Source organism: Candidatus Methylomirabilota bacterium, assembly GCA_035315345.1.
In the GTDB taxonomy this organism is placed as follows: domain Bacteria; phylum Methylomirabilota; class Methylomirabilia; order Rokubacteriales; family CSP1-6; genus CAMLFJ01.
This window is the reverse complement of the sequence record DATFYA010000109.1, coordinates 88,528-108,975: the sequence shown is the minus strand read 5'-3', so window position 1 is coordinate 108,975 and position 20,448 is coordinate 88,528. Positions and strand designations below refer to the sequence as shown.

Here is a 20,448-nt window from a genome sequence, read left to right as displayed (position 1 = left end):
ATGTCGCGGACGGCCAGCGTGACCGCGCTGATGTGCTCGATCGCCCAGGACGGCATGCCCATTGGTCGCACGATAGGCTTTGACCTGTCCACAGCGTTCTGGCAGGATCGGGCGCGATGATCGGCCGGCCGGCGCATCGAGCGGACCGCGCAGCGCCCGTACCAATCGCGGTATCCCGGATCAACGAGAGGAGACACGCATGAGGCACGTGAAGTGGGCGGTGGTGGCGGGCCTGGCCCTGCTGACCGTGGTGGCGGTGGGCGCGCTGCAGGCGCAGCAGCCGAGCGGCGAGTACAAGATCGGGGTGCTGGAGCCGCTGACCGGCAACCTGGCCGCCGAGGGCAAGCGGCACCTCGAGGGCTACGAGATCGTGCGCGACCTCATCAACGAGCGCGGCGGGGTCATGGGCAAGAAGCTGACGTTCGTGGTCGGCGACGCGGTCGATCCGACGGTGGCCGCCTCCGAGGCCACCCGCCTGGCCACCCGGGAAGGGGTCAAGATCATCACCGGCACCTTCTCGTCCACCCTCTGCGGGGCGGCGAGCGAGGCGGCGGCGCGCCAGAACGTCATCTACTGGGAGACGTCCTGCGTCGATCCGCGGCTCACCAAGCGCGGGCTCAAGAACGTGTACCGGACCGAGATCGACGGCACCGGGTTCGGCTGGTACAACATCGAGTTCATCGCCAAGCACCTGTCCCACCGCCTCGGGAAGAAGACGAACCAGCTGAAGATCGCCTTCCTCTCGGAGGACTCCTCCTACGGCCAGAGCGTCACCGAGTCCGCGCGCCAGCGGGCCAAGGCCGAGTTCGGGATGGAGGAGGTGGCGGCGGAGTACTACACCTTCACCACCAATGACCTGACCCCGGTGATCCTCAAGCTCAAGAACGCGAACCCCGACATCCTCCATCACATCGCTCGCAACCAGGACGCCATCCTCTTCTGGCGGCAGGCGCGGGAGCAGAACTTCCAGGTCAAGGCGGTGGTGCACGCGGGGGCGACCGGCTACGGGTCGCCCGACTTCGGCAAGGCCTTCGGCAACGACGGCAACGGGCCCTTCGCCCTGCTCGAGCCGGGCCCTGGCCTGATCATCGAGAAGTTCCGGCCCGAGGGCCAGCAGATCGAGCGCGCCTTCCGCGCCGCGGTGAAGGCGCGCACGGGCTCGGACGTGCCGACCGGCGGCCACCAGCTCGCGGGAGGCGGCCTGTGGGTCCTCAAGCTCGTGCTCGACGCGGCCAAGAGCGACGACCCGGACAAGTTCCGCGCCGCGGTCATGGCGATGGACGTGCCGGTCGGCTCCGCCATCAACGGCTGGGGCTTGAAGTTCGACGAGAACGGACAGAACACCAACGCCCGCGTGCAGCACTACATGCTCCAGTGGCAAGGCGGGCAGCTGGTCACGGTGTGGCCGGAGGAGTTCACCACCAACCGCGCCAAGTGGATCCCGCTCGGCGCCTGGGACCAGCGCAAGTAGCGCTCGCCGCCGGCCCGCCGATTGGCGCTCGCGCGCCCCGGGGAGGTCCCCCCGGGGCGTCGCGCTGCCGGCCGAGCCGCCGATCATGCACGCGATCCCCCAGCTCCTCGCCTCCACCCTCCTGCTGGGCGGCGTCTACGCGCTCATCGCGGTGGGGCTCACCCTCATCTTCGGGGTGATGCGCATCGTCAACTTCGCCCACGGCGAGTTCCTCATGCTCGGCATGTACCTCGCCTTCTGGTCGTTCACCCTCCTCGGGCTGGACCCCTACGTCACCCTCGTGCTCGCCCTGCCCGTCATCTTCGCGGGCGGGTGGCTCAGCTACCGCCTCGTGATGCGGCCGGTGATCAACGCCTCGCACAACGTTCAGGTCTTCACCACGGTGGGGCTGTCGATCGCGCTGCAGGCCGTGGCCCTCGTGCTGTGGAGCGCCGACGCCCAGTTCATCCGCACCGGCTACTACGCGGTGGTGGTGCGGTTCGGCGGGGCGGCCCTCAACCTCGCCCAGGTCGCCGCGTTCGTGGTCGCGGTGATCTTCACCGCCGCCCTCTTCGCCTTCATGCGCTGGTCCTACGCCGGCAAGATCATGCGGGCGACCGCGCAGGACCGCCACGCCGCCGCCCTCATGGGCATCGACACCGGCCGCGTCTTCGCCCTGACGTGGGCGGTCGGCATCACCTGCGTCGGCGTCGCGGGGGTGGTGCTCGCCCCGATCTATCCGGTGTATCCGTCGATCGGGCTCCAGTTCGTGCTGATTGCCTACGTGGCGGTCGTGCTGGGCGGCCTCGGCGACATGGCGGGCGCGCTGATCGCGAGCCTCCTGGTGGCGTTCGTCGAGGTGGTGGGGTCCTACGTGATCGGGACCGCGTGGAAGGAAGTGATGTACCTGCTCCTGTTCATCGCGATCCTGGTGATCCGGCCCGCCGGCTTGTTCGGCCAGCCCGGCGCCGAGGTGATCGGCACGTGAGGAGCGCGTGGCCGGCGATCGCGTTCTTCGCGGCGGCCGCCGTCGCGCCGGTGGTGGTCCGCGACGCCTTCCTGCTCGATGGCCTGGTCCTGATCCTGCTGTGGGGGGCGGCCGGAGCGGCCTGGAACGTGGCCGGCGGCTACGCCGGCCAGGTCTCGATCGGCCACGCCGCCTTCTTCGGGCTCGGCGCCTACTCGGCGGCGCTGCTCGGGACGAAGTGGGGCGTGTCGCCCTGGATCGGGCTCGTGGTCGGGGCGGTCCTCGCCACCGCGTTCGGCTTCATCCTCGGCTTCTTGAGCAACCGGCTCCGCGGTCCCTACTTCGTGCTGGCCACCATCGCCTTCTCCCAGGTGCTGCTGATCGTGGCGAGCCGCTGGCGGGGCTTCACCTCGGGATCGGAGGGCATCCCGGTGCCCTTCCGTCCGGGCTTCTGGACGCTCGGCATCGTGGACAAGCGGGTATGGGTCTACCTCATCCTCGTGCTCGCCGTCCTGCTCTACCTGGTCGCGGTCTACCTCGAGCGCTCGCGCCGTGGCTACCAGCTGGCGGCGGTGCGCGAGGACGAGGACGCGGCGCTCTCGCTGGGTGTCCCCGCGCGGCGCCTCAAGGTCGCGGCCATCGCGGTCAGCGCGGCGCTCACCGCGATGTGCGGCACCTTCTGGACGCAGTACGTCGGCTTCGTGGATCCGCTCTACGTCTTCTCGGTGGATCTGTCGGTGCGCTTCTGCCTGTTCGCGATCCTCGGCGGCATCGGAACCCCGCTCGGCCCGTTCCTCGGGGCCGCCCTCATCACGGTCCTCGAGACGTCGCTGCGCGCCCGCTTCGGCGGCATCGGGGCCGGCCTGGTGGGGATCTACCTGATCATCTACGGGACCGTGCTGATCGTGACCATGCGGGTCGCCCCGCAGGGGCTCCTCACCTGGGTCGGGGAGCGCCTGCGCCGGCGCCCGCAGCTGGGGACCACGTCGTGAGCCTGCTGTCCGTCGCGGGCATCACCAAGCGGTTCGGCGGGGTCACCGCCAACCGCGACATCTCGTTCGAGGTGCAGCCGGGCGAGATGATCGGCATCATCGGACCGAACGGCTCCGGCAAGTCGACTCTCTTCGAGATCATCAGCGGCTTCTATCACCCCGACGCGGGCGAGGTGCGCCTCGACGGCGGCCGGCTCACCGGGCTCTCGCCGGACCGGGTGTGCCGCCTCGGGGTCGCGCGAACGTTCCAGAAGCTGCGGCCCTTCTCGGGGCTCACCGTCGTGGACAACGTGATGGTGGGCGCGCTCACCCGCACCCGCGACGTGCGCCACGCGCGCGCCCGTGCCCGCGAGCTGCTCGAGCGCGTGGGCCTGGCCGAGAAGGCGGAGGCCCACGCGCGCACGCTCTCCACCGGCCAGCGCAAGCGCCTCGAGCTGGCCCGCGCGCTCGCCACCGAGCCGCGCGTCCTGTTGCTCGACGAGGTCACCGGCGGGGTGGACCAGCGGACGATCCCCGGGCTGGTGCAGCTCGTCCGCGACCTGCATCGCGACGGCCTCACCCTGCTGGTCATCGAGCACAACATGCGGGTCATCACCGCGGTCGCGCAGCGCATCGTGGCCCTCTACCTCGGCGAGAAGATCGCCGACGGCGCGCCCGACGTGGTCACGCGCGACCGCCGGGTGGTCGACGCTTACCTGGGCCAGGTGTACACGCAGTGACCGCGACGGCGCCGATGCTGAGCGTGGAAGGCCTCGACGTCGCCTACGGCGACTTCCAGGTGCTCTGGCAAGCCGCGATGCACGTGGGCGAGCGCGAGATCGTGGCCATCCTGGGACCGAACGGCGCGGGCAAGTCGACCCTGATGAACTCCATCTCCGGCCTGATCGGCCCGCGGGCCGGCCGCATCACGTTCCTGGGCAAGCGGATCGACGGGCTGCCCGCCCATCGCACCGCGGCCGAGGGCCTGGCCCACGTGCTGGAGCGGCGGCGGCTCTTCCCGTTCCTGAGCGTGCGCGACAACCTGCTGCTGGGCGCCCACAACCCGGCCGCGCGTCCGCATCGCGCCGAGACCCTGGCCGCCCTGGAGCGGCTCTTCCCGGTGGTCGCGGCCCGGAGCGCACAGCTCGCCAACACGCTGTCCGGCGGCGAGCAGCAGATGGTGGCCATCGCGCGCGGGCTCATGTCCCGGCCGCGCCTGCTGATGATCGACGAGCCGTTCCTGGGCCTCTCCCCTCTCGTCGTTCAGCAGACCGGCGCGCTCATGCAGCGCATCCGCGAGGAGCAGGGCATCAGCATCGTGTTCATCGAGCAGAACGTGGAACTGGCCCTGCGGCTGGCCGACCGGGGCTACATCCTGGAGTCGGGCCGCACGATCCTCACCGGCACGTCGGCCGAGCTGCTCCGCTCCGCGGAGGTCAAGCGCATCTTCCTCGGCGACGTGGCGCTGTAGCCGGTGGTCGCGGTCGGCCGCTCAGCGGCCGCTCGCCGCGCGCAGCCGGTCGATCGCCTCGCGCGTCTCGTCCACGAGCACGCGGACCAGCTCGCCCGCCGGCAGCGGACGGGCCAGCGCGCCCGCCTGCCCCGACCACGCCGAGAAGCATTCCAGAGAGCCCGCCCGCGCGCTGGCCTGCCGCAGCGGGGCGGTGAGCTTGGCGTGGGCCGGGAACGGCAGCAGCGGCCATCCCTCGCGCTCGGCCAGCTCGGTGAAGCGGTTGCGGATGCCCCGCGCCGGCTTGCCCGAGAACGCGCGCGTCACGATCGTCTCGTCGCCGTCCATGTCCGCGATCGCCTTCTTGTGCGCGGCGGGCGCGCCGCTCTCCGGGCACACCACGAACGCGGTACCGAGCTGCGCGCCCTGGGCGCCCAAAGCCAGCACCGCCGCGATGCCCGCGCCGTCCATGATGCCGCCGGCCGCCACCACCGGCACCCGCACCGCGCGGACGACCTGCCGCACGAGGGCGAGCGTCCCCGTCATCGCGTGCTCCCACGGCCCCAGGAAGGTGCCGCGATGGCCGCCCGCCTCGCCGCCCTGGGCGATGATGAAGTCCGCGCCGAGGCTCTCGAGATGGCGCGCCTCGCGCACCGAGGTGGCCGCACTCCCCAGGCGGATGCCGAGGCCGCGGATGCGCGCGAGCACCGCGGGCGACAGCTCGCCCAGATGGATCGTGCACACCGCCGGCCTCAGGTCACAGATCGCCTCGATCTGGGCCGGCAGATCGGGCGCGTACGGCGGCGGCACGCGCTCGGGGATGGGCAGGCCGCGCTCCTCGAGCAGCGGCCGGATCGCCGCGACCGCGGCCCGCTGCTCCTCGGCGGACGGCTCGGCGGGCACCGGCGCGGTGAACAGGTTCAGGTTGAACGGGCGCGGCGTGCGCGCGCGGGCCGCCGCCGCCTCCGCGCGCATGGCGTCGGGCGCGGTGTAGGCGTGGCCGAAGGACCCCAGCGCGCCCGCCGCGCTGACCGCGGTCACCAGGTCGGGCGTGGTGGGCCCGCCCGCCATCGGGGCCTGGATGATCGGGTACTCGATCCCGATGAGGTCGCAGAGCGGGGTGTGCAGAGTGGGCATCGCATCATCCTCCATCGCGAGGGCGGGTCGTCATGGCTGGACGCAGCGGAAGGAGGCGGTGAGCGCGGGAAGCGGCAGCCGGTCTCGCGGGCTCGACTCGTTCGCGGCCCGCAGGTAGGCGAGCTGCGCCGCCTCGCGCGACTTCTGCTCGTCCAGGCAGGCCGCGAGCGTGGGGTGCGCGCTCACGGTGGTGGCGGTGCCGCTCTTGACGATCTCGGTCAGCACCCACGCTCCCTCGCCGAGCGCCGTCACCGGCGCGAGGAGCAGCGCGAGCCCGACGCGGGCCGCGAGCCGTCCCGGCGGACCGACGCGTGGGGCCGCCACCATCAGCGCGTGACGCATGGGGGTACGGTGACCGCTCACGGAGCGGCTGTCAACCGGGATGCGCCGCGGCCGGTTCAGGTCGAGAAGGTCTCGTAGTACCCTGTCCGGCGATGAGCGAGCCACGGCTACGGTCGGCGACCCACGATGTGGCCGACCTCCACGAGGCGAACGAGATGTTCCAGCGCAACGGCTGGACGGACGGGCTACCGATCGTGCCGCCCACCGAGGACCTGGTGCGCCGCTTCGTGGACGCGGGCGGTCTGGGCCCCGCGGACGTCGTGGGCGTCGAGCCGGTGCGCCGGCGCCGCATCACCGCCGAGAAGGTGGCGATCGCCGCGGTGATGGCCGGCTGCCTGCCCGGGTACGTGCCGGTGGTGATGGCGCTGGTGCGGGCGGTGTGCGAGCCCGCCTACGGTCTCCACGGCTGCACCGCCAGCACGGGCGGCAGCGCGCCGTTCGTGGTGGTCAACGGGCCGATCCGGCGCGCGCTCGACATGAACGCCACCCACAACGCGCTCGCCAATGGCAGCCGGGCCAACGCGACCATCGGCCGCGCGCTCCGGCTGCTCATCATCAACGTGCTGGGCGGGATCCCCGGGCGGCTCGACCGGTCGACCCTCGGGCATCCCGGCAAGTTCACGTTCTGCGTGGCCGAGGACGAGGAGGACAGCCCGTGGCCGTCGCTGGCCGCCGAGCGCGGCGTGCCCGCGGGCGCCTCGGCGGTGACGGTGCTCGCGGCGGAGTCCCCGCACCAGATCATGAACGAGTGGACCGCCGACCCGCGCGAGATCCTCGACACCTACGCGGCGGCCATTCGCGCCAACATGCTCACGTATTCCATCTGGGCCGGCCACTACGCGCTGGTGATCGCCAAGCAGCAGCGCGACATCATCGTGGCCGCCGGCTGGAGCAAGGCCGACATCCGCGGCTACGTCTTCGAGAACGCTCGCGTCCGGCGCGGCGACTGGCGAACCGTCGGCAAGAGCGCGGTGGCCGGGCGCAAGGACGAGGGGCGCGTCTACACCGCCCTCCGGTCGCCCGACGACCTGCTGGTGGTGGCGGCGGGCGGGCCCGCGGGCGGCTTCGGAGTGGTGGTGCCGCCGTGGTACGGAGCGAAGTCGCTCGCGGTCACGACGATCATCTGACAGGAGGAGACGATGACCCTCAAGGTGCTGGATCCGAGACTCGACGCCGAGGGTGAGGCCATGACCCTGGCGATGCCGCTGCCGAGCCTGGAGGGCGCCACCGTCGGGCTACTCGACAACGCCAAGATCGGGACCGCGGTGCTCTTCGACCACGTCCAGCAGATCCTGGCATCACGCTTCGGGGTACGGGAGTTCATCCGCCGTCGCAAGCCGGATTCGAGCCGTCCGGCCCCGCCCGAGATGCTCGGGGAGCTGAGCGCGGTCGACGCGGTCATCTCCGCGATCGGCGACTGAGGCAGCTGCTCGTCGTGCAGTCTGCACGACGCCATGTCGGCCGAGCGGATGGGCATTCCCGCGGTGGCGATCATCACCGACCGCTTCGAGGCCAGCGCCCGCGCGATGGCCGAGGCCAACGGGCTGGCCGACTATCCCTTCGCGATCATCGCCCACCCGGTGGCCGGCAACACCGACGAGGAGCTGCGCCTCAAGGCGGAGCAGGCGGTGAGCGCGCTGGTCCCCCTTCTCACCCGGCGCCCCCGGAGCTGATCGAGACCTCCGCCCTGAACATGCGAGGGGCACCCTCTCCACCCGGCCGGGCGCGGAGAGGATGCCCCGACGACCGCGATGTCCCGACTACTGCCTGGCGAGAATCTCCACCCGCCGGTTCAGGTCGTGACACAGCTCGGTGTTCTGGTTGCACACCTCGGCCCGCGCCCCGTAGGAGCCGACCGAGATCTTCTCCGGCTTCACGCCGCCGGCGACCAGCGCTTCTCTGACCGCCCGGACCCGCTCGGCGGCCAGCGCCTTGTTGCCATCGTCGGCTGCATCCTGGTGCGCGTCGAGCGCGACCTGCGCGTCCGGCGCGTTGGCCAGCATCCAGGCGACCAGGGCGGCGATCTTCTTCGCGCACCGCTCCTGCAGCTCGGCGCTCTGATACTTGAAGTTCACGTTCTCCATGAACGCCCAGCTCGGCGAGTTACCCAGATCGCTCCTGGGCCGGCCAGGGGTCGGGCCCGCAGGGCCCGGGGCACCCGGAGGGCCCGCCGGGCCGGGAGGACCCGCTGGACCAGGTGTACCGGGGGCACCGGGAGGGCCCGCCGGGCCGGCAGGACCCGCAGGCCCCGCCGGACCAGGCACGAACGCCGCCGCCGAATGGCAGGTACCTATTGCGTACGGCACACCCTGCGCGACCCACGTGCCATCGTTGTTGATGTAGCCGCTCTGATAGGAGCACCCCGTCAGGGCGGCCGCGATCACAATACCCGTCAGGATCTTCATTGTGCCCCCCTCAGTTTGCGGGACGGACGAGCACTTCCACCCGCCGGTCCTGCTGCCAGCAGGTCTCGGAGGACTGGGTGCACTTGGGCCGCGTCTCACCGAAAGCGCCCGTGCGGATCCGGCCCCCCGAGACGCCCGCGCCCACCAGGGCCGCCTTCACCGCCTCCACGCGACGCTGGCTGAGCCTCTGGTTATATGGAGGTGTGCCGCGCGGGTCCGCGTAGCCGTCGAGACCGATCTCGTGGTTGGGGTTGTCCTTCATGTACTGCACGAGCTTGTCGACCTTGGGCATCTCCGACGACCGCACGTTGCTCTTGTCGAAATCGAACAGGATGTCGTTGAACGACGTCCACGCCTGCGGTGCGCCGGCCGGGCCGGGTGCGCCGGCCATGCCGGCCGGTCCGCCGGGTCCCGCGGGGCCACCGGGTCCGGGAGGGCCGGGAGGGCCGGGAGGGCCGGCGGGGCCGGCGGGGCCCGCAGGGCCGGCCGGACCGACGACGTGTGGATCTTGCAGCGGGCCCGCGCAGCCGGCCGCGAGCAGCACGGTCAGCGCGAGCGTTGAGAAAACCACGAGTCCTACCCTTGCGCCTTCCCGTCTCATCGTCGTGTGTCTCCCGCTTTTGAAGGGTGAAATGCGCCGACATCCTCGTCCGTGTCCCACGGAGGCACGCGTCCTCAGAAAACGATCCACATTCTTATCGAACGCGCGAGCCCGCTTCGCCATGGGACCTTGGTCCTATGGTCGTGAGACCAGGAAGGTTTTCCCTCCCTGGCCCTAGCCTCGGGCGCGCCCGAGCAGCCGGCGCGCCGCGAAGACCAGCGCGGCAATTCCGACCGCGGCCGCGAGTACCGGCGCGAGCAGAGCCAGCCCACTGAGGATCACCGCGCCGGCCAGCTCCCCGGTGGCCACCACCGGGTTGCCCACCCCGAGCGTCAGCGCCGACGAGTGGAGCCGCACCAGCGCGGTACCCGCGTGCACCACGCCCGCCGCCCCGCCCCCGGCGACGATGGCCAGCGTCCAGCGCAGGAGCGGCGGCAGCTCGGGCGTCAGCGCGGCGGTGGCGATGACGCCGGCGGTGATGGCGGCGGGGGTGGCCGCCGCGTCGAGGACGTGGTCGAGCCACGGGACGTAGTAGGCGCCGATCTCGAGCACGGTGGCGGTGGCGAGCGCCACCAGCGCCGGATCCGAGTCGAGCCAGGCCATGCCGGACGTGAGGCGGATGTATCCGAGCCGCGCGGCGAGGCCGGTGAGGAGCAGCGGAACGAACATCCGCAGCCCGGCCGCGGTGCTCAGGGCCAGCCCGACCGGGATGCCGAGGAGCGGGTCGGCTATCCGGCGGCCCTCCGCGGCCTCGGGGTCGACTGATCGGCGGAGCCCTCGACGTTCACCTCGACGGCCAGCCGCTTCTCGCGGAAGTCGATCCGGCTCGTGTAGCTCCGCCGCCGCTTGAGATCGGCGGGCAAGCGGATGCTCAATTCCACGAGCTTGGTCTCGCCCGGCGCGATCTCCTGGTCCTGGATCTCCACCTTCACCTTCGCGGGCGGCACCTCGTGGTCGGCCAGCTCGCGGACGAAGCGATCGAGGAACTTGGCGTGGCCCTCGTGTCCCGCCTCGGTGAGCGCGATGGCCAGCGAGCGGTGCAGCATGCCCAGGGCCTCCAGCGGCGCCAGCGCGGCCTTGCGCGTGCTGAACGGCACGTTGCCCTGGTTGGTGATGGCAACGCGCCGGACGATGGTCTCCCCGGCGGCCGCGGTGACCGTGATGCGATCCGGAACCAGGTCGAGGCGATGGCTCTCCTGCACCACGATGACCGCGGGCGCGTGCTGGTCACCGAAGCGCACCCGCGCCTCGTACTCGCCGGGGGGCGTGAAGCGATCGACGCGGACGTAGGCCGGCACGCTCGCGCGCTCGAAGGGGCCGACCCGCCGCGAGGGCCGTATTTCCAGATCCGAGGGCAGATCCGACGGCAGATCCGAGGGCCGATCCGCCGCCGGTCCTTTCGCCGGCTCCCGGGCCGCGCCGGCGCCGCGCCGGTGATAGGGCGCGAGGCCGGCCGCCCCCAGGGTCATCGACCGGATGTGAACGCGCTCGTCGGAGCGGTTGTGCACGCTCACCGTCCCGTGGATGAACGGTGGACGGCCGCTGAAGAAGAACGGGCCGGGGCCCAGGCTGCACGCTCGCGCCGACTCCGCTGCTCGGTCCATGGCCGCGGACCTCCTTCCCGACGCTATCTCACGCGCACAGCTCGGTGCGGTGCGGCGTGTAGTCCTCGACGATCACCATGCTCTCGCCGCAGACGTCGAAGCTGACCAGCGGCATGCCCAGCAGGGACACGCAGAACTTGAGGCCGACCGGCATGTGCACGCGGGTGGGACGCATCCCGAGCTGCAGGTCGATCTGGGGCAGCTTCATGATCGAGATACTGCTGTCGGTCTCCACCTTGCTCTCGGTCTTGATCGGGTTGGTGCCGCCCTCCATCCTGCTCTCGGTCTTGATGGCGGTGGCGCCGCCCTGCAGGGTGACCGGCTGGACCTCCATGATGCGGATGTTGCTCAGCAGGTCGTTGTCGACATTCTCGATGTGGATCGTGTACTCGGTGGGAATATCGGGTGCGCTCATTCGCTATCCTCCTCGAGCGTAGGGGGGCCGACCCGGCCGCGATCTCGAGTCATCTTGCGCCCCGTGGAGGCGCCTGGTCAAGTCATGCGGGCCGCAACGCGGCTCGACGCCCCGCCCTTGCCCGGCTCGTCGGATCTGCTATCCTGCTCCCCGCGATGAAGGCATCCTCCCGGCGAGACACCCTCCTGAAGGAGCGCGTCGCGGCCGCGGTCGGCGCCGAGCTGCGCGCGATCGACGAGATGATCGCGTCGCAGATCGGCACGTCGGCGGGGCTCATCCGCGAGATCGGCGGGTTCATCGCGGGCGCGGGCGGCAAGCGCCTGCGCCCGATCCTGCTCCTGATGGCGGCGCGGCTCGCCGGGTACCGGGGGCCGCGGGCGGTGCACATGGGCTGCGTGCTGGAATTGCTCCACACCGCCACCCTCGTGCACGACGACGTGGTGGATCATGCGCCTCTGCGTCGCGGGCGGCCCTCGGTCAACGCCCGCTGGGGAGACGATGCCTCGGTGCTGGTCGGCGACTACCTCTACGCCAAGTCGTTCGCCCTCATGGTGCAGGACCGCGACCTGCGGGTGCTGGAGACCCTCGCGGGTGCCACCGTGTCCATGACCGAGGCGGAGGTCTTCCAGCTCGAGCGCAAGCGGGCGGGCGTGACCACCGAGGCGGACTACCTGCAGATCGTCACCCAGAAGACCGCCTCGTTCATCTCGGCGTGCTGCCGCATCGGGGGCCTCCTCGGCGAGAGCGCGCCGGAGCAGCTCGACGGGCTCAGCCGCTACGGTCTCGACATCGGGATCGCGTTCCAGATCAGCGACGACTCGCTCGACTTCGTGGCGGACCAGGCGCGCCTCGGGAAGGCGGTGGGCGCGGACCTGCGCGAGGGCAAGATCACCCTGCCCCTCATCGCGGCCCTCGACCGCGCGGCCGGGCCCGAGCGCGACCGCATCCAGGACCTGCTCGCCCTCCGCGCGCCGGACCCGGAGCAGGTCGAGGAGATCCGCCTCGCGGTGATGAAGCACAAGGGCGTGGAGTACGCGCTCGACCGCGCCCACGTCTACGCCCAGACCGCGAAGAGCGCGCTGCAGTCGTTCCCGGAGTGCGCGGACCGCGAGACGCTCGCCCTCATCGCGGATTTCGTCGTCGATCGCGATTTCTGACCGCCGGGCGTGGCCGGCGATGGCCGCGGCCGCCCGGCTGGGCTATACTTCGAACCGCTCGGCGGTTCGAGCATCCGTGCCCCGGTATGGAACTGGTGGTCCTGGTGGACGAGGCAAACAACGTCGTCGGCACCATGCCGAAGGGCGAGGTGCACCAGGCCCGAACGCCCCTGCACCGGGCATTTTCTTCCTTCGTCTTCCGCGACCGCGACCGTCACCTGCTGCTCCAGCAGCGCGCCCGCACGAAGCGCACGTGGCCGCTCATGTGGTCGAACAGCTGCTGCGGCCATCCCGGACTTGGGGAATCCAATCTCGACGCGGCGCGACGCCGGCTGCGCTACGAGCTCGCGCTCGACCCGACCGTGCTCGAGGAGGTGGCGCCGTATCGATACTGCTTCACCCGGGACGGGACCATGGAGAACGAGATCTGCCCGATCCTGGTGGGGCTCGTGGACCGCGAGCCCCGCATCAATCCCGACGAGGTCGAGGCGGTGCGGTGGACGCCGTGGGAGGCGTTCCTCGAGGCGATCGACCGGCATCCCGAGCAGTACTCGGAGTGGTGCATCGAGGAGGCGCGCATCCTCGCGAACACCCCGCGGTGTCGCGAGATCCTGCGCCGCTAGAGAGGGAGGAGACAACGCATGAGCCCCGCATCGTTGAAGCGATCGCCCGGCGGTGACGTCCTGGCCCTCGTGCAGGAGCTGGCCCAGCTCGGACCGAAGCTCATGCTCGATCTCGCGCCGAAGCTGCTGACCCTGTCCGCGGACACCGCGCGCGGCTTTCTCGAGGCGGCCACCGGGCTGGCCACCGCCACGCTGCCCCGGATCGAGATCTCGCGGCTCTCCGATCCCTGCTGCGAGATCCCGGAGACTCCGTGCCCGCCCCGCTGCGTGTGTGAGATCCACTGGAGGGTGTGCCCGGGCAGCACCGCACACGCCGACATCCGGGTCACCAACACCGGGTCGCAGCCCCGGGCCTTCGCGTTCAGCGCCAGTGCGTTCTCCGGACCGGGCAATCCGTCGACCAAGGTCCAGCTGTCCACGCAGAGCGCGAGCCTTCCCCGTCACGACTCGGTCACCGTCGGGGTGAACGTTCCCGTCGGCGCCGACTTGCAGGCGGGCGCGCAGTACGTCGCGGAGGTCCGGATCGTGGGCGCCTATGAGCAGTGCGTGCGCCTCGTGCTCGACGTCGCCGCGAAGGGCGCGGTGGTGGACTGCGGGCCGTCGCGCTGCGAGGTCGCCGCGGGGGACCTGCCGGTGCGGATCCGCGCCCACCGCTGGTACGATCACTTCCAGTGCACGGAGCCCTGCACCGAGCTGCTGCCCCGTACGCCCGATCAGGATCACCGGTAGCGGGATCGCGTCGCCACCGTAGGCAAGCCCGCGGCGGGCCCGGACCACCCGGCGGACCCGATCGCACGACGAGGAGCGCTCCATGGTCGCCACCGAGCCTTCCGGCCGGAAGTCTCCCGAGGAGTTCGTCGAGCAGCTGAAGGAGCTGGTGGCCACGAACATGGCGGGCAACGCGCAGCTGCTCACCCGCCTCACCACGTTCGTCCAGGAGGCGGTGAAGTCGGCGGGATCCGGCTCGCGCGAGCCCCTCAACGGCGCCGCGCTCCTGTCGCGCTGGCTCGACTTCAACCTCGCCTCCTACTCGCTGGTGAGCTCGCACGGCCTGGCCATCATGTCCGGGCTCCTCACCGCCGCCGAGGCCGCGCTGCTGCCGAAGGGCACGTCCACCGCGCCGCGCCCCGGCGTCCCCCCGCGCGTGGAGCTGCGGCTCGAAGGCCGGCCGGGCGATCGCGTCACCTCCGCGTTCATGGTGGAGAACCACTTCGACCATCCCCTCGAGGTCAGTCTCGCCTCCAGCGAGCTGGTCCCCGCGAGCGGCGCCACGCTGCCTGCCTCCCTCGTCACGTTCGAGCCGCCCACCCTGTCGATCGGCCCACGCGCCCAGGCGGTCGTCCAGATCGTCGTCACGATCACCCGAGACTTCTCGGTGGGTCAGACCTACCTCACGGTCGTCCGGCTGGTCGGCCTGCACGCCAAGGAGGTCGGACTCTCCATCACGGTGCTCCCGTCGGCTCCGCCGAAGAGCGCGCCCGCCCCGGCCGAGGCCGCCCGGTGATCGTTGGTCCGGTCGGAGTCGACGCCGGCGCGGCCGGGCTCGACCCGGCTCGCTTCCTCACCGGTCCGCCGGGTCCGTTCCCGCGGGTGCCGCTCTCCGACGTGCTGGAGCGGCGCTGGCTGCACTACGCCTTCGTCACCGCCGACGAGCGACAGGCCCTGATCGCCAACCTCGCGGCCCTCGGGGCCGAGGACGGCGGCGAGCCGATCCGCACCTCCGTGCTGCTCATGTACCACCGCGATCACGGATGGACGTGCAGCCAGTGGCACGCGCACCTGCCCATCGAGCCGTGGACGTCGTACCGCAGCCCCGCGCCCTCCATCGCGGTGCCGCCCCCGGATTTCGCCATGCAGTCGCTGGCGGGACGTCCCGCGGTAACCCTGCGCTTGACCAGCACCACCACGCCGGCGCCCGCGGGCGTGTCGCACTTCCACCGCACCAACTGGAAGCGCTGGCAGGCCCAGCCCGGCGTGCTCGCGCAGGGGCGCTGGGACGACGGCATGGTGCCGGCGCGCGAGACCCTGGCGATCGGCTACCACGAGCGCGTGCTCGGCCGCTGGGCCTGGCCGGAAATGGGCGGCTGGGTGTTCGGCTTCTGCAACCAGCTCGCCGACAACCCGGAAGGGGCTCCGCGGTGGGCGGTCGTGTTCGCGCTGCTACAGCCCATGGACGAGGCCCACGACCACACCGCCATGGTCATGGTGTGGCGACGTGGGCGCATGGTGCAGTTCCTGCCGCGTCGGGCGCTGCGGGTCACCGTGGCCGGCCAGCTCGCGCGCGACCGGGTGACCACGACCCCGCGGCTCGCCCCGCTGCTCGGGACGTTCGCCACCGCGCCCATCCCCGCGGTGCTCTGCATCGACGGCTATCAAGGGGCCGACTGGATCCAGCTCCGCTTCCGTTGCCGCGACGCCGCGCGGCTGGTCGTCCCGTCGGAGACCAGCCTGCCCCCGTTCTCGGTGCACGAGGTGATCGGCGACATGGAGATGCGGATCAAGATGAACGGGTCGACCGAGTCGTTCGCCAGTCCCGGCATCGTGGAGTTCGCGGGCGGCGCGGCCGAGAGGGCCTGGAGTGCCCTCCGGTAGGCTGCGCTACGGCGCCGGCCTCGCGCCGGCCGGGCCCGCAGGTCCGTCGCGCGCGATCGAGAGCGCGGCCGACCTGCTGACGCGCACCGTCGAGACCCTCGCGCGGCGCACCCCGTCGGTCGGCGCGGAGGCCGCGCGCGAGCTGGGCGACATCGTGCTCGCGCTGCACTTCGGCGACGGCAGCCACGCGACGCTGCGGGCCCACCACAACTCGGTGACGGTGACCGCCGGGCTCGCGCCGGCGACGGTCGAGTGCTTCTTCAACGACGAGAGCCTGCTCGCGCTCTACGACCTGGAAGGCCGCCCCAGCCAGGTCCTCGAGCAGGGTGCCTTCGACGTCCGCGGCACCCCCGAGCAGGTCCTGGCGGTGTGGCGGACTTTTCAGCTGCTGGCTCAGCGCGCGGCGGGCCTGCGCTCCGTGCAGTCACTGTGGACGGCCTACCGCGAGGGACGCGGCCTCGCCCTCGCGGTGGCCGCGAACGGGCACGAGCCCGGCCCGGGCGCCGACGTACCGGACGCGGCCGGGCTGCTCCGGAGCAGCGACGCCGCCGCGGAGTCCGCCTCGGTCGCGACGACGCGCGTGCTCTGGAACCGGCGCGCCGGCGAGGGCTGGTGGGCCTTCGAAGGGCCGCGCGACGCCGACCTGTTCGACATCATGGAGCGCTGCCGGCGGCGCGTGGCCGACGAGATCCTCACCCTCATCCCCGCGCGGCATCCCGTCGACGGGCTCTACCGCCTGATGCGGGAGTATCCCGCGCGCGGCGGCAAGGGCCTGCGCCCCACGCTGTGCATCGCGACCTGCGGCGCCTTCGGTGGCCACGGCGAGGACGCGGTGCGCATCGCGGCCGCGGTGGAGATGTTCCACAACGCGTTCCTCATCCACGACGACATCGAGGACGAGTCCCTGCGGCGCCGCGGCGAGCGGTGCCTGCACATGGAGCACGGCATCCCGCTCGCCGTCAACGCGGGCGACGGGCTGAACCTGCTCGCGGTGGACACGGTGCTGACCAACATCGAGCGCCTCGGGCTCGCCCGCACCCTCACCATGATCCACGAGATCATCCACATGTGCCGAGAGTCCATCGAAGGCCAGGCCGTCGAGCTGGGCTGGATCAGGCGGCGGCACGTCCCCATCCGCGACGCCGACTACATCAACATGGTCAGCCAGAAGACCGGCTGGTACACGTGCCGGTCGCCCTGTCGGCTGGGCGCGATCGCGGCCGGCCACACGCGCCCCCGCGAGCTGGATCTCCTCGGCGAAGTGTTCAAGCAGGTCGGCATCGCCTTCCAGATCCAGGACGACGTGCTCAACCTGATCGGCGAGGAGGATCTCTACGGCAAGGAGACCCTGGGCGATCTGCTCGAGGGCAAGCGCACGCTCATGCTCATCCATCTCATGCGCACCGTCTCCGCACGCGAGCGACGGGAGCTGCACGAGTGGCTCCGCCGGCCGCGGAGCGCGCGCACGGTGGCCGAGTCGCGTCACGTGCTCCGCCGCATGGAGCAGAACGACTCGATCGAGTACGCGCGCCGGGTGGCCGCGCGGCACGCGGCCCGGGGGGCGCGGCTCTTCGAGGACACCCTGGGCTTCATCCCGCAGAGCGAGGGCAAGGCCATCCTGCGCCAGGTCATCCACTACGTGAACACCCGGCTGCTGTGATCGGCCCATGACCCCGGACGACGCCCGCCTCATCGAGAGGATCCAGCAGGCGACGCGGGGCGCCCGCGTGCTCCTGTGCACGCTGGCCCGGCGCGGCAAGGCGCTGGAGCGCCACCAGCCCGAGCGCGCCGCGTTCCTGCTCGCCGCGCTCCGGCCGCATCCGCTGTACAAGGCCGGCCGCCTCGCCTTCGACATGCTGGAGATCGAGGACCTGATGCTCGACGGGCTCGCGGTGGATCCCCTCACCGACGTTCAGCTGACCCGGATGCTGAGCGCGGTCGCCGGACGCGGCCACGATCTGGCCGAGGTCTTTCTTCGATTCGGCTCGAACGGGCGCGACGGCGACGGCGCGCCGGACGCGGCCCGCCCCGCGTTTGGGTCGCCGCCGGGTGACGCGCCGGCCCCGACCGACGTCCTGCCGCGTCTGCGCTTCGGGCCGGACCCGGAGGACGCGGTGAACGGATCGCCGGCGCGCGACGGCGACGGCGGCCCGGCCGGGCCGGAGCTGACGTCCTCCGACTATCTCTACGACCTGGTGGTGCTGGGGTTCCTCGACGGGCTCGGCCGCCATCTGCCTACGTGAGCGGCGGCCCGCGCGTGAGCAACCGCGAGGATTGACCGGCGCTCCGCGCGCCCGCGTCAGGCGCGGCCCTCGATCGCGACGTCCAGGAGGAACGGGCGGCCGGCGCCGAGCGCGCGCGCGAGCGCGGGGCGTAGCTCGTCCGGCGTGGCGACCCGCTCGCCCGCCACCCCCATGCCCCGCGCGAGATCGACGAAGCCCAGGTCGGGCCCCACGAGATCCATGTTCGGGTAGCCGCGGTCGGGTTTCGCACCAAAGCGCTGTCGGTACGTATCCATGTTGTGCTTGAGGATGCGGTACTCGCGGTTGTTCAGGATCACGAAGACCACCGCGAGGTCGTGATGCGCCGCGGTCCAGAGGGCCTGGATGCTGTACATCGCCGAGCCGTCGCCGGACAGCGCGACCACCGGCCGATCGGGATGGGCCAGCTTCACGCCGAGGGCCCCGGGCAGCGCCTGGCCGATGCCGCCGCCGCGCGCCCCGACGTAGTCGCCCGGCCGCTCGAACTGAACGGTCCTCGTCAGATCGAGGCTGGCGGTGATGGATTCGTCGACGACGATGGCATCCGCCGGCAAGGCCGCCTCGATCTCGGCCACGAGGCGCGGCACGGAGATCGGCGTGCCGGCCCACCGCTTGGCCGCCCGGGCGCGCTGGGCCTCCGCATCCTGCGCCTTCAGCGCGCGCAGCGCCTCGTTCCGCCGGTCCGCCGTCTCGCGGAACGCGGCGCTCGCGCCGCGCTCGACGGCGGCGGCGAGGGCCGAGAGCGCGGCCCGCGGGTGGCTCACCAGCCCGACCGTCACCGCGAGGTTGTGGGCCAGCCGCTCGGGTGACGACTCGATGTGGATCACCGAGGCCCCGGGCGGAAGCGGCGGGCCGGGAGCGTACCAGACCTCCTCGAAGAACGGCCCGCCGACGAGCAGCACGGTGTCCACCCCGTCGAGCGCCTTGCGGATGGCGAGGGCGTCGAACGGCAGCCCGAGGCGGAAGTTCGGGTGTGCGCTCGGCAGCGGCTGCTGGGCGCGCAGGCCCTCGCACCACACCGCGGCGCCCACCTGCTCGGCGAGGGCGGCCGCCTCCGCCGCCGCTCCGGTCACGTCGTCGCCGAGGACGAAGGCCGGTCGCCGGCTGCCCAGCAGCAGATCCGCGGCGGCCTGCACGCCCGACGGATCCGGCTCGGGCGCCCGGTACAGACGGCCGGGCGGCAGCGGCGCCAGATCGGTCTCCTGCTCGAGCACGTCGATCGGCAGCGCGACGAACACGGGACCGGCGGGCGGATCCGTGGCGATCTTGAGCGCGCGGTGCATGATCAGCGCGAACTCGTCGGCGCGCTCGACCTGGACGCTCCACTTGGTGAGCGGCGTCGCCATCGCCACCAGATCGTGCCCGAGCACCGGCCCGCGCAGCCGCAGCCGCGTGTCCTGCTGCCCGGCGGTGACGACCAGTGGCGCGCGAGCCTTGAAGGCGTTGTAGAGCATGCCGAGCGCGTTGCCGAGCCCCGGCGCCACGTGCAGGTTGACCACCGCGGGCCGTCCGCTCGTCTGCGCGTAGTAGCTGGCCGCGCCGAGGGCCACCCCCTCATGCAGGGCCACGATGTAGCGCAGCGACGGGTAGTCCTGCAGCGCGTCCAGGATCGGGCTCTCGGTGGTACCGGGGTTGCCGAAGACGTACGTCACCCCGTGGGCGATCAGGCTCTCCATGAAGACCTGCCGGCCACGCATGGAGGCCCGCTCAGCTCGTGCCCATCTGGCTGCCGCCGTCGATGTTGAGGTTGGCTCCGAACATGAAGCTGGCCGCGCGATCCGAGGCGAGGAAGAGCACGCCGTTGGCGATCTCCTCCGGCTTCGCCATCCAGCCGAGCGGGATGCTCGCGGTCACCCGCGCCCGCTGCTCGGCGGTCAGCGGGGCGTGCATCGGCGAATCGATCGGGCCCGGGTTGAGGCAGTTCACGCTGACCCCGGTGCCGACCAGATCGCGGGCGATGTTGCGGGTGAGCGCGACCACCGCCCCCTTCGAGGCGGTGTAGGCCGCGGTGGCCACGCGCCCTCCGCCTCGCGTCACGCTGTCCGAGCCGATGGTGACGATGCGGCCGCGCCGGCGCGGGATCATGCGCGTGACCGCCTCCTGGATGCAGAAGAAGGTGCCCTTGGTGTTGATGGCGAGCACGCGGTCCCACTCCTCCTCCGTCATGACCGCGAGCGGAGCCGAGCTGATGATGCCGGCGCAGGTCGCCAGGATCTCGACCGGGCCGAAGGCCTCGTCGCACACCCGGAAGAGAGCCGCGACGTCGTCGCGCCGCGCCACGTCGGTGCGGTGCCACCGTGCCGCGTCGCCCAGCTCTCGCGCGGTGCGCTCGAGCCCGGCCTTGTCGATGTCGCCGAGCACCACACGCGCGCCCTCGCGCACGAGCCCCCGGGCCACCGCCCGACCGAGCCCGCTGGCCGCCCCGGTCACCACCGCGACCTTGCCGTGAAGGTCGAGGAACTCGCTCATGGCG

24 protein-coding genes are annotated in these 20,448 nt (G+C 71.8%); 15 read left to right on the top strand and 9 right to left on the bottom strand.

Translation table 11 applies throughout. The annotated features are described in order from the left end of the window. The first annotated feature begins 199 nt into the window (after positions 1–199). The 5 genes from VKN16_15530 (at position 200) to VKN16_15510 (ending at position 4,859) form a co-directional block, all read left to right on the top strand. Positions 200–1,471, top strand: a complete 1,272-nt coding sequence (locus VKN16_15530; protein ID HME95617.1) for an ABC transporter substrate-binding protein — start codon at positions 200–202, stop codon at positions 1,469–1,471. Between the two features lie 85 nt (positions 1,472–1,556). Continuing rightward, on the top strand, positions 1,557–2,438 hold the full coding sequence (locus VKN16_15525; protein HME95616.1) for a branched-chain amino acid ABC transporter permease: 882 nt from the start codon (positions 1,557–1,559) through the stop codon (positions 2,436–2,438). Then, the gene (locus VKN16_15520) at positions 2,435–3,409 is read left to right on the top strand and encodes a branched-chain amino acid ABC transporter permease (GenBank protein HME95615.1); all 975 of its coding nucleotides are present in this window, start codon (positions 2,435–2,437) and stop codon (positions 3,407–3,409) included. The genes VKN16_15525 and VKN16_15520 overlap by 4 nt, the downstream gene beginning before the upstream one ends. Then, the gene (locus tag VKN16_15515) at positions 3,406–4,128 is read left to right on the top strand and encodes an ABC transporter ATP-binding protein (protein ID HME95614.1); all 723 of its coding nucleotides are present in this window, start codon (positions 3,406–3,408) and stop codon (positions 4,126–4,128) included. Before VKN16_15520 ends, VKN16_15515 begins: the two co-directional genes overlap by 4 nt. Beyond that, positions 4,125–4,859 carry an ABC transporter ATP-binding protein gene (locus VKN16_15510; protein HME95613.1) on the top strand — a complete coding sequence of 245 codons (735 nt, stop codon included), beginning with the start codon at positions 4,125–4,127 and terminating at the stop codon, positions 4,857–4,859. The genes VKN16_15515 and VKN16_15510 overlap by 4 nt, the downstream gene beginning before the upstream one ends. 21 nt (positions 4,860–4,880) lie before the next feature. On the opposite strand, the gene VKN16_15505 is transcribed toward VKN16_15510, so the two are convergent. Next, positions 4,881–5,975: a DUF561 domain-containing protein gene (locus tag VKN16_15505; protein HME95612.1), complete on the bottom strand. Its 1,095-nt coding sequence runs from the start codon at positions 5,973–5,975 to the stop codon at positions 4,881–4,883. 30 nt (positions 5,976–6,005) lie between these two features. Continuing rightward, positions 6,006–6,338, bottom strand: coding sequence for a hypothetical protein (locus tag VKN16_15500; GenBank protein HME95611.1), 333 nt, complete (start codon positions 6,336–6,338; stop codon positions 6,006–6,008). Positions 6,339–6,445: 107 nt separating this feature from the next. On the opposite strand from VKN16_15500, the gene VKN16_15495 reads away from it, so the two are divergent. The 3 genes from VKN16_15495 to VKN16_15485 are packed head-to-tail and all read left to right on the top strand — an operon-like array spanning position 6,446 to position 7,990. Continuing rightward, positions 6,446–7,444 carry a hypothetical protein gene (locus tag VKN16_15495; GenBank protein HME95610.1) on the top strand — a complete coding sequence of 333 codons (999 nt, stop codon included), beginning with the start codon at positions 6,446–6,448 and terminating at the stop codon, positions 7,442–7,444. Between the two features lie 12 nt (positions 7,445–7,456). Beyond that, positions 7,457–7,738: a hypothetical protein gene (locus VKN16_15490; GenBank protein ID HME95609.1), complete on the top strand. Its 282-nt coding sequence runs from the start codon at positions 7,457–7,459 to the stop codon at positions 7,736–7,738. A gap of 33 nt (positions 7,739–7,771) precedes the next feature. After that, positions 7,772–7,990, top strand: a complete 219-nt coding sequence (locus tag VKN16_15485; protein HME95608.1) for a hypothetical protein — start codon at positions 7,772–7,774, stop codon at positions 7,988–7,990. Between the two features lie 87 nt (positions 7,991–8,077). Here VKN16_15485 and VKN16_15480 read toward each other — a convergent pair whose 3' ends face one another. The 5 genes from VKN16_15480 to VKN16_15460 all read right to left on the bottom strand — a co-directional run bounded on the left by VKN16_15480 (position 8,078) and on the right by VKN16_15460 (position 11,342). Beyond that, on the bottom strand, positions 8,078–8,401 hold the full coding sequence (locus tag VKN16_15480; GenBank protein ID HME95607.1) for an OmpA family protein: 324 nt from the start codon (positions 8,399–8,401) through the stop codon (positions 8,078–8,080). A gap of 331 nt (positions 8,402–8,732) precedes the next feature. Next, positions 8,733–9,113, bottom strand: coding sequence for an OmpA family protein (locus VKN16_15475; protein ID HME95606.1), 381 nt, complete (start codon positions 9,111–9,113; stop codon positions 8,733–8,735). Positions 9,114–9,497: 384 nt separating this feature from the next. Continuing rightward, a complete protein-coding gene (locus VKN16_15470; GenBank protein ID HME95605.1) occupies positions 9,498–10,016 on the bottom strand; it encodes a DUF4126 domain-containing protein in 519 nt (172 codons plus the stop codon). A gap of 35 nt (positions 10,017–10,051) precedes the next feature. Continuing rightward, positions 10,052–10,927, bottom strand: coding sequence for a hypothetical protein (locus tag VKN16_15465; protein HME95604.1), 876 nt, complete (start codon positions 10,925–10,927; stop codon positions 10,052–10,054). 28 nt (positions 10,928–10,955) lie between these two features. Beyond that, on the bottom strand, positions 10,956–11,342 hold the full coding sequence (locus VKN16_15460) for a hypothetical protein (GenBank protein HME95603.1): 387 nt from the start codon (positions 11,340–11,342) through the stop codon (positions 10,956–10,958). Positions 11,343–11,497: 155 nt separating this feature from the next. Here VKN16_15460 and VKN16_15455 point away from each other — a divergent pair, with 155 nt between their 5' ends. The 7 genes from VKN16_15455 (at position 11,498) to VKN16_15425 (ending at position 17,957) form a co-directional block, all read left to right on the top strand. Beyond that, positions 11,498–12,499, top strand: a complete 1,002-nt coding sequence (locus VKN16_15455; GenBank protein ID HME95602.1) for a polyprenyl synthetase family protein — start codon at positions 11,498–11,500, stop codon at positions 12,497–12,499. An 86-nt stretch (positions 12,500–12,585) separates the two neighbouring features. Next, on the top strand, positions 12,586–13,122 hold the full coding sequence (idi, locus tag VKN16_15450) for an isopentenyl-diphosphate Delta-isomerase (GenBank protein HME95601.1): 537 nt from the start codon (positions 12,586–12,588) through the stop codon (positions 13,120–13,122). A gap of 18 nt (positions 13,123–13,140) precedes the next feature. Further along, positions 13,141–13,851 carry a hypothetical protein gene (locus tag VKN16_15445; GenBank protein ID HME95600.1) on the top strand — a complete coding sequence of 237 codons (711 nt, stop codon included), beginning with the start codon at positions 13,141–13,143 and terminating at the stop codon, positions 13,849–13,851. 82 nt (positions 13,852–13,933) lie between these two features. Then, complete coding sequence (locus tag VKN16_15440) at positions 13,934–14,626, top strand: hypothetical protein (protein HME95599.1); 693 nt, start codon at positions 13,934–13,936, stop codon at positions 14,624–14,626. Next, on the top strand, positions 14,623–15,714 hold the full coding sequence (locus VKN16_15435; GenBank protein HME95598.1) for a hypothetical protein: 1,092 nt from the start codon (positions 14,623–14,625) through the stop codon (positions 15,712–15,714). The genes VKN16_15440 and VKN16_15435 overlap by 4 nt, the downstream gene beginning before the upstream one ends. Further along, on the top strand, positions 15,701–17,374 hold the full coding sequence (locus VKN16_15430) for a polyprenyl synthetase family protein (GenBank protein ID HME95597.1): 1,674 nt from the start codon (positions 15,701–15,703) through the stop codon (positions 17,372–17,374). The genes VKN16_15435 and VKN16_15430 overlap by 14 nt, the downstream gene beginning before the upstream one ends. A 7-nt stretch (positions 17,375–17,381) precedes the next feature. Then, positions 17,382–17,957, top strand: a complete 576-nt coding sequence (locus VKN16_15425; GenBank protein ID HME95596.1) for a hypothetical protein — start codon at positions 17,382–17,384, stop codon at positions 17,955–17,957. A gap of 56 nt (positions 17,958–18,013) precedes the next feature. On the opposite strand, the gene VKN16_15420 is transcribed toward VKN16_15425, so the two are convergent. Further along, positions 18,014–19,672: a thiamine pyrophosphate-binding protein gene (locus VKN16_15420; protein HME95595.1), complete on the bottom strand. Its 1,659-nt coding sequence runs from the start codon at positions 19,670–19,672 to the stop codon at positions 18,014–18,016. Between the two features lie 10 nt (positions 19,673–19,682). Continuing rightward, on the bottom strand, positions 19,683–20,444 hold the full coding sequence (locus VKN16_15415) for an SDR family NAD(P)-dependent oxidoreductase (protein ID HME95594.1): 762 nt from the start codon (positions 20,442–20,444) through the stop codon (positions 19,683–19,685). Positions 20,445–20,448: the final 4 nt, after the last annotated feature.

Excerpts from the sequence above, each read along its gene's own strand:
- VKN16_15530 (HME95617.1), top strand. The coding sequence starts at position 200 with ATGAGGCACGTGAAGTGGGCGGTGGTGGCGGGCCTGGCCCTGCTGACC.
- VKN16_15525 (HME95616.1), top strand. The coding sequence starts at position 1,557 with ATGCACGCGATCCCCCAGCTCCTCGCCTCCACCCTCCTGCTGGGCGGC.
- VKN16_15505 (HME95612.1), bottom strand. The coding sequence starts at position 5,975 with ATGCCCACTCTGCACACCCCGCTCTGCGACCTCATCGGGATCGAGTAC.
- VKN16_15490 (HME95609.1), top strand. The coding sequence starts at position 7,457 with ATGACCCTCAAGGTGCTGGATCCGAGACTCGACGCCGAGGGTGAGGCC.
- VKN16_15485 (HME95608.1), top strand. The coding sequence starts at position 7,772 with ATGTCGGCCGAGCGGATGGGCATTCCCGCGGTGGCGATCATCACCGAC.
- VKN16_15480 (HME95607.1), bottom strand. The coding sequence starts at position 8,401 with ATGGAGAACGTGAACTTCAAGTATCAGAGCGCCGAGCTGCAGGAGCGG.
- VKN16_15475 (HME95606.1), bottom strand. The coding sequence starts at position 9,113 with ATGGCCGGCGCACCCGGCCCGGCCGGCGCACCGCAGGCGTGGACGTCG.
- VKN16_15465 (HME95604.1), bottom strand. The coding sequence starts at position 10,927 with ATGGACCGAGCAGCGGAGTCGGCGCGAGCGTGCAGCCTGGGCCCCGGC.
- VKN16_15460 (HME95603.1), bottom strand. The coding sequence starts at position 11,342 with ATGAGCGCACCCGATATTCCCACCGAGTACACGATCCACATCGAGAAT.
- VKN16_15455 (HME95602.1), top strand. The coding sequence starts at position 11,498 with ATGAAGGCATCCTCCCGGCGAGACACCCTCCTGAAGGAGCGCGTCGCG.
- idi (HME95601.1), top strand. The coding sequence starts at position 12,586 with ATGGAACTGGTGGTCCTGGTGGACGAGGCAAACAACGTCGTCGGCACC.
- VKN16_15445 (HME95600.1), top strand. The coding sequence starts at position 13,141 with ATGAGCCCCGCATCGTTGAAGCGATCGCCCGGCGGTGACGTCCTGGCC.
- VKN16_15440 (HME95599.1), top strand. The coding sequence starts at position 13,934 with ATGGTCGCCACCGAGCCTTCCGGCCGGAAGTCTCCCGAGGAGTTCGTC.
- VKN16_15425 (HME95596.1), top strand. The coding sequence starts at position 17,382 with ATGACCCCGGACGACGCCCGCCTCATCGAGAGGATCCAGCAGGCGACG.
- VKN16_15420 (HME95595.1), bottom strand. The coding sequence starts at position 19,672 with ATGCGTGGCCGGCAGGTCTTCATGGAGAGCCTGATCGCCCACGGGGTG.
- VKN16_15415 (HME95594.1), bottom strand. The coding sequence starts at position 20,444 with ATGAGCGAGTTCCTCGACCTTCACGGCAAGGTCGCGGTGGTGACCGGG.